The sequence below is a fragment of the Chromobacterium sp. genome, from assembly GCF_041912965.1.
In the GTDB taxonomy this organism is placed as follows: Bacteria; Pseudomonadota; Gammaproteobacteria; order Burkholderiales; family Chromobacteriaceae; genus Chromobacterium; species Chromobacterium aquaticum.
Window position 1 is genome coordinate 1 of record NZ_JAYSGF010000069.1, and the last position, 6,270, is coordinate 6,270.

General features: G+C 64.1%; 7 protein-coding genes. 5 read left to right on the plus strand and 2 right to left on the minus strand.

Annotated elements, in window-relative coordinates:
* Positions 1–620, minus strand: a 620-nt coding sequence (locus ACE3QM_RS21915) for an amidase (RefSeq protein WP_374424861.1), incomplete at its 3' end; no start/stop codon positions are given.
* Between the two features lie 73 nt (positions 621–693).
* Positions 694–981, minus strand: a complete 288-nt coding sequence (gene gatC, locus ACE3QM_RS21920) for an Asp-tRNA(Asn)/Glu-tRNA(Gln) amidotransferase subunit GatC (RefSeq protein WP_374424863.1) — start codon at positions 979–981, stop codon at positions 694–696.
* 219 nt (positions 982–1,200) lie between these two features.
* On the opposite strand from gatC, the gene ACE3QM_RS21925 reads away from it, so the two are divergent.
* From ACE3QM_RS21925 to ACE3QM_RS21945, 5 genes are all read left to right on the plus strand, one after another.
* A complete protein-coding gene (locus tag ACE3QM_RS21925) occupies positions 1,201–2,244 on the plus strand; it encodes a rod shape-determining protein (protein ID WP_374424865.1) in 1,044 nt (347 codons plus the stop codon).
* Positions 2,245–2,381: 137 nt separating this feature from the next.
* Positions 2,382–3,287: a rod shape-determining protein MreC gene (mreC, locus tag ACE3QM_RS21930; protein ID WP_374424867.1), complete on the plus strand. Its 906-nt coding sequence runs from the start codon at positions 2,382–2,384 to the stop codon at positions 3,285–3,287.
* Positions 3,288–3,293: 6 nt separating this feature from the next.
* Entirely contained in the window at positions 3,294–3,797 is a 504-nt protein-coding gene (gene mreD, locus ACE3QM_RS21935) for a rod shape-determining protein MreD (protein ID WP_048408364.1), read from the plus strand.
* 15 nt (positions 3,798–3,812) lie between these two features.
* On the plus strand, positions 3,813–5,753 hold the full coding sequence (gene mrdA, locus ACE3QM_RS21940; RefSeq protein ID WP_048408365.1) for a penicillin-binding protein 2: 1,941 nt from the start codon (positions 3,813–3,815) through the stop codon (positions 5,751–5,753).
* Positions 5,734–6,270 (plus strand): FtsW/RodA/SpoVE family cell cycle protein (locus tag ACE3QM_RS21945; RefSeq protein WP_374424870.1); only part of this gene is annotated, 537 nt, incomplete at its 3' end. The genes mrdA and ACE3QM_RS21945, both read left to right, overlap by 20 nt.

A 6,270-nucleotide genomic window follows, 5' to 3' on the forward strand; every position in this document is an offset into this window, starting at 1 on the left:
AGCGAGCTGGCATAGGCCACCATGCCGAAGCGCGACACCACGCCGTAGGTAGGCTTGATGCCGGTCACGCCGCAGTGGCTGGCCGGCTGACGGATGGAGCCGCCGGTATCGGTGGCAGTGGCCACCGGCGCCAGGCGCGCAGCCACGGCAGCGGCAGAGCCACCGGAGGAGCCACCGGGAATGGCGTTCAGGTCCCACGGGTTCTTCACCGCGCCGTAGAAACTGTTCTCGTTGGAGGAGCCCATGGCGAACTCGTCCATATTGGCGCGACCCAGCGTCACTAGGCCGGCGGCCTGACACTGCTCGATCACATGGGCGCTGTACGGCGAGATGAAGTTGTCCAGCATCTTCGAGCCGCAGCTGGTCTTCCAGCCCTGCTGACAGAAGATATCCTTGTGCGCGATGGGCACACCGGTCAGCACACCGGCATTGCCGGCGGCACGGCGTGCATCGGCAGCAGCGGCTTCGGCCAGGGTCTTGGCGCGGTCTACCGTAATAAAAGCGTTCAGTTGCGGATTGAGCGCATCGATGCGGTCGAGATAGGCAGTGGCCAGCTCGACGGCGCTGATCTGGCCGGCGGCCAGTTGCGCGGAAAGCTGTTTCAGCGTGGCGTGAATCATTGCGTGTTGATTTCCGTCCGGAATGACATAAGTGCATGGCTGCAGCCATGCCCGGCAGCCGGGGTTGGCCGCGTTATTCGATTACCTTGGGCACCAGGAACAGGCCTTTTTCCACCTGCGGCGCCACCGCCTGGCAAGCTTCGCGGCGATCCGGCTCGGTAACCGCGTCTTCGCGCAGGCGCAGGCTGACATCCTGCGGATGCGCCATCGGTTCGATACCGTCGGTATTGACGGCCTGCATCTGCTCGATCAGGCCCAGAATATTGTTCAGCTGCTTGCCGACGGCCTCGATTTCGGCGTCGGTTACGGCGATGCGGGACAGGCGCGCGATTCGCGCAACATCCTCATGAGTCAGCGACATGACACCCTCGTCAAAACCTTTAATAATTCAAGCGTTGTAGGGTATCATAACTGGTTTGATTCACCCAAGAACACATGGTCGTTCTGCGGACCTGCCGGGCGGGTTTCTCGGCTGTCACGCCTATTGAACCTTTCGTCCGCACAATGACCAAAACCGCCACTGGTCTATCCGGCGCCGGATGCGCCGGCACCCACCAAACATTCAATTCAGGATCGCCACATGTTTCGTTCGCTCACCGGCTACTTTTCCAATGATCTGGCCATCGACCTCGGCACGGCCAACACCCTGATCTACATGCGCGGCAAAGGCATCGTGCTTGACGAGCCTTCGGTAGTAGCCATCCACAACGACGCACCGACCAACAAGAAGTCCATCCTGGCCGTCGGCCTGGAAGCGAAGAAGATGCTGGGCCGCACCCCGGGCAGCATCCAGGCCATCCGCCCGATGAAGGACGGCGTGATCGCCGACTTCACCGTGACCGAGCAGATGCTCAAGCAGTTCATCCGCATGGTCCACCCGCGCAGCACCTTCCGCCCCAGCCCGCGCATCATCATCTGCGTGCCCTGCGGCTCCACCCAGGTCGAGCGCCGCGCCATCAAGGACGCGGCCGAGGCCGCGGGCGCCACGGCTGTCTACCTGATCGAGGAGCCCATGGCCGCCGGCATCGGCGCGGGCCTGCCGGTCAGCGAGGCCAGCGGCTCCATGGTCGTGGACATCGGCGGCGGCACCACCGAGGTGGGCGTGATCTCGCTGGGCGGCATGGTCTACAAGGGCAGCGTGCGCGTAGGTGGCGACAAATTCGACGAAGCCATCATCAACTACATCCGCCGCAACTACGGCATGCTGATCGGCGAAACCACCGCCGAGGAAATCAAGAAGACCATCGGTTCCGCCTTCCCGGGCGCCGAAGTGCGCGAAATGGAAGTCAAGGGCCGCAACCTGGCCGAAGGCATTCCGCGCGCCTTCACCGTGTCCTCCAACGAAATCCTGGAAGCGCTGACCGAACCGTTGAACCAAATCGTGTCCGCGGTGAAGATCGCGCTGGAACAGACCCCGCCGGAACTGGGCGCCGACATCGCCGACAAGGGCATGGTGCTGACCGGCGGCGGCGCGCTGCTGAAGGATATCGACCGCCTGCTGGCCGAAGAAACCGGCCTGCCGGTGTTCGTGGCCGAAGAACCGCTGACCTGCGTGGTGCGCGGCTCCGGCAAGGCGCTGGAGAAGATGGACAAGATTGGCACCATTTTCACCAACGTACCTTAAACCGGAACGGCCGACGACCGCCTGAGCCCGGCTCCGGCGGCGCCGGCCGCTCGTAAAGCAAGCAATGACGGTGGGCGCGCAGCAAGCGCCCACTGCTGATGCACAGCGCCCCGCGTCAAGGGGCGAGGTCTGAGCCGATGGACTTTGCCAACACCCCCAGCTTCTTCCGCTCCGGGCCGCCGCCCGGCGCGCGCTTGGCCATGGCCGTGGCCGCCTCGATCGCGCTCCTGGTCGGCGACAGCTATTTCGGCCTGATGGAACAGGCGCGCGAAGCCACTTCGCTGGCGCTGTACCCGGTGCAGCGCGCGGTGAACATGCCGGCGCAGGCGATGCGCCATGTCAGCGACTTCCTCAGCTCCCAAACCGAACTGAAACAGGAAAACACCGCCTTGCGCGCGCGCCAACTGGAAATGTCGGCGCAGCTGTCGCGGCTGCAAACCCTGCAGCGCGAGCTGGACGAAGTGCGCAAGCTCAACGGCATCAAGTCCAGCTACCACCAACAGGCGCTGATGGCGGAAACGCTGTACACCGGCCGCGATCCATTCTCCTACAAGATCATCATCGACAAGGGCAGCGACGCCAATCTGAAAGCCGGCCAGCCGGTGGTGGACGCCAGCGGCCTCTTGGGCCAGGTGACCCGGGTGCAGCCGCTAACCGCGGAAGTCACCCTGGTCATAGACAAGAACCAGATGGTGCCGGTGATGGTGGCGCGCACCGGCCAGCGCGCCATCCTGTACGGCTACGGCGGCGGCGTGGAAATCCGCTACCTGCCACAAAGCGCGGACATCAAGGACGGCGACCACATCGTCACCTCCGGCGTGGACGGCGTCTATCCGGCCGGCATCCCGGTGGCGCGCGTGACCAGGGTGGAGCGCAACCAGGGCGCCACCTTCGCCCGCATCGCCACCGCGCCCTTGGCCGGCGTGCAGCAAACCCGCTACATGCTGGTGCTGGGCGACAAGCAGGCGCCGCCGCGTCCGCCGGAACCGGCCCCCATCGTCAAAAAGAGCAGGGGCGGCAAGAAAACCGCCGCCGAGGAGTAAGCCCCGATGTCGTTCGAGCGCCCCAAGGAACTGCTCAAACCGGTGAAGCGCCGCTTCATCCTGTTTTCCTTCGTCTTCGCCATCCTGATCGAACTGATCCCGCTGCCGCACGGCAGCACGCGCTGGCTGCCGGACTTCATCGGCATGCTGATCCTGTACTGGGTGATCAACCAGCCGCGCCGGGTCAATATCGGCACCGCCTTCCTGTTGGGACTGGTGGCCGACATCTCCACCGCGGGCTTGTTCGGCCAGCACGCGCTGGCCTATTCGATCACCGCCTATCTGGCGCTGGCGCGCCAGCGCCAAGTGGTGATGTTCAACCTGGGCCAGCAGACGCTGGTGGTGTTGGGCCTGTTGCTGACCAACCAGATCATCATGGTGGTGGTGCGCATGCTGACCGGTTCCGCCTTCGTCGGCTGGGCCTATTTCCTGCCGCCCTTGATCGGCGCGCTGCTGTGGCCGCTGCTGACCAAGCTGATGCTGATGCCCTACCGCCACAACGCGGTGTAGCACCGCGGACCGTCCATGCCTCAACCGACCCGCTTCAAGAATCCCCAGGCCGAAGACAGCCAGTTCCAGCTGCGCCTGATCGTCGCCTACGCGCTGATCGTGCTGATGTTCCTGGTGCTGCTCTCGCGCTTCATCTGGCTGCAAGTGCTGCAGCACGAGCACTTCTCCACGCTGGCGCAGAACAACCGCATCTCGCTGGTGCCCATCCTGCCCAACCGCGGCCTGATCCTGGACCGCAACGGCGTGGTGCTGGCGCAGAACTACTCCGCCTATACGCTGGAGCTGACGCCGAGCAAGATCGCCGACCTAGCCGCCACCGAGGCCGAGCTGCGCAAGCTGGTGGACATCACCCCGCGCGACGAACGCCAGTTCAAACGCCTGCTGACCGAGAGCAAGAACTTTGAATCCATCCCGCTGAAAACCAAGCTCAGCGAGGAGGAGGCCGCGCGCGTCGCCGCCCAGGCCTGGCGCTTCCCCGGCGTGGAGGTCAAGGCGCGGCTGTTCCGCGACTATCCGTTCAAGGAAATGACCAGCCATGTGCTCGGCTACATCGGCCGCATCAACCAGCGCGACAAGGAAAGGCTGGAAGAGGAAGAGAAAACCGCCAATTACAAGGGCTCCAACTATATTGGCAAGACCGGCCTGGAAGCGGTGTACGAGGATGATCTGCACGGCAAGGTCGGTTTCGAGGAAGTGGAGACCGATTCCGGCGGCCGCGCGGTGCGCTCGCTGCGGCGCACGCCGCCGGTCAACGGCAACACCCTGAAGCTGGCGCTGGACATCCGCCTGCAGGAAATGGCGGACAAGCTGTTCGGCAGCCGCCGCGGCGCGCTGGTGGCGATAGAGCCGTCCACCGGCGGCGTGCTCGCCTTCCTGTCCAAGCCGGGCTTCGATCCCAATCTGTTCATAGACGGCATCGACACCCAGACCTGGAGCAATCTGAACAACGACTGGCAGAAGCCGATGATCAACCGCGCGCTGCGCGGCACCTATCCGCCCGGCTCCACCTTCAAGCCCTTCATGGCGATGGCCGCATTGGAAAACCACGCCATCGGCATGCGCGACATCCGCCCGGCGCCCGGCTACTTCACCCTGCCCGGCTCCAGCCACCAGTTCCGCGACAGCAAGAAGGCCGGCAACGGCATGATCAATCTGCAACGCGCGATCGAAGTCTCCAGCGACACCTTCTTCTACAAGCTGGCCTGGGACATGGGCATAGACAAGATCCATCCGGCGCTGGCGCAGTTCGGCCTGGGCAGCAAGAGCGGCATCGACCTGGACGGTGAATCCATAGGCGTGCTGCCGTCCAAGGAGTGGAAGGCCAAGCGCTTCGCCCGCTACAAGGAAGAATTCCGCCGCTGGTATCCAGCCGACGTGGTCAGCATCGGCATCGGCCAGGGCTTCAACGCCTATACTCCGCTGCAAATGGCCAACGCCACCGCCATCATGGCCAACGACGGCCAGGTGTTCAAACCGCACCTGGTGCAGCAAGTGGTGGACACCCGCAGCGGCAAGGCGCGCATCATCGAACCGATGCCCACCCGCCAGATTCCGTTCAAGCCGGAAAACTTCGAATACGTGAAGCGCGGCATGGAAGGCGTGATGACGCGCGGCACCGGCGCGCGGCTGGGCGTGGGCCTGCAATACTCCATGGCCGGCAAGACCGGCACCGCCCAGGTGGTGCAGATCAAGCAAGGCGCCAAGTACAACGCCGCCGCGCTGGCCGAGCAATACCGCGACCACAGCTGGTTCATCGCCTTCGCGCCGGTGGACAAGCCGCGCATTGCGGTGGCGGTGATCGTGGAGAACGCCGGCTTCGGCGCCGCCGCCGCCGCGCCCATCGTGCGCGCGCTGTTCGACTACTATTTGCTGGGCAAGGTGCCGAAAGACATCGAAGGCACGCTGAAGACCATGCCCACCGACACCGCCAACGACAATGCAGACCTCTCTAATTAAACGCGTCTGGCAGCAGATCAAGGAACCGCTGGACGGCTGGATGATGCTATTCCTGGGCCTGATCTTCGTGCTCAGCATGGTGCTGCTGTACTCGGCCAACAATCAGTCCTTCGACAAGATAGACAACAAGCTGGTCTACACCAGCCTATCGCTGATCATCATGTGGGTGATCGCCCGCATGCGGCCGCAAAGCATCATGAACTTCGCGCCGCCCATCTACGGCCTGGGCGTGCTGCTGCTGCTGGCCGTCCACTTCAAGGGCGTCACCGTCAACGGCTCCACCCGCTGGCTGGAACTGGGCATCACCCGCATCCAGCCGTCCGAGATCATGAAGATCGCGCTGCCGATGATGCTGGCCTGGTTCTTCCAGAAATACGAGCTGTCGATGCGCTGGTGGCACTACCTGGTGGCCGCCTTGCTGATGGCGGTGCCCAGCGCGCTGGTGCTGAAGCAGCCGGACCTGGGCACCACGCTGCTGATCGCCGCCGCCGGCCTGTTCGTGCTGTTCTTCGCCGGC

Excerpts from the sequence above, each read along its gene's own strand:
- gatC (WP_374424863.1), bottom strand. The coding sequence starts at position 981 with ATGTCGCTGACTCATGAGGATGTTGCGCGAATCGCGCGCCTGTCCCGC.
- mreC (WP_374424867.1), top strand. The coding sequence starts at position 2,382 with ATGGACTTTGCCAACACCCCCAGCTTCTTCCGCTCCGGGCCGCCGCCC.
- ACE3QM_RS21925 (WP_374424865.1), top strand. The coding sequence starts at position 1,201 with ATGTTTCGTTCGCTCACCGGCTACTTTTCCAATGATCTGGCCATCGAC.
- mrdA (WP_048408365.1), top strand. The coding sequence starts at position 3,813 with ATGCCTCAACCGACCCGCTTCAAGAATCCCCAGGCCGAAGACAGCCAG.
- mreD (WP_048408364.1), top strand. The coding sequence starts at position 3,294 with ATGTCGTTCGAGCGCCCCAAGGAACTGCTCAAACCGGTGAAGCGCCGC.